The sequence below is a fragment of the Limosilactobacillus reuteri subsp. porcinus genome, from assembly GCF_036621895.1.
Taxonomy (GTDB): domain Bacteria; phylum Bacillota; class Bacilli; order Lactobacillales; family Lactobacillaceae; genus Limosilactobacillus; species Limosilactobacillus reuteri_J.
The window spans coordinates 1-256 of sequence record NZ_LN887425.1 but is presented as its reverse complement, the minus strand read 5'-3'; positions in this window follow the sequence as shown (position 1 = coordinate 256).

Here is a 256-nt window from a genome sequence, read left to right as displayed (position 1 = left end):
TTCGCTAGTACCCGCAAGGGCTACTGGCGAACTGCACACAGTAAGACCTTGAGCTATTCTCTAACTAATAGAAAACTGGAACAACTCGGACTTATGAATATGTCCAAGACGCTCCAGTCAATTCAATGTGATTAAGTTGTCGAACCGCCGTATACGGAACCGTACGTACGGTGGTGTGAGAGGTCGATAATTGAACTAATCAATTATCTCCTACTCGATTTTTATTATTAACCAACTTTAACCGGTGTATCAGCTT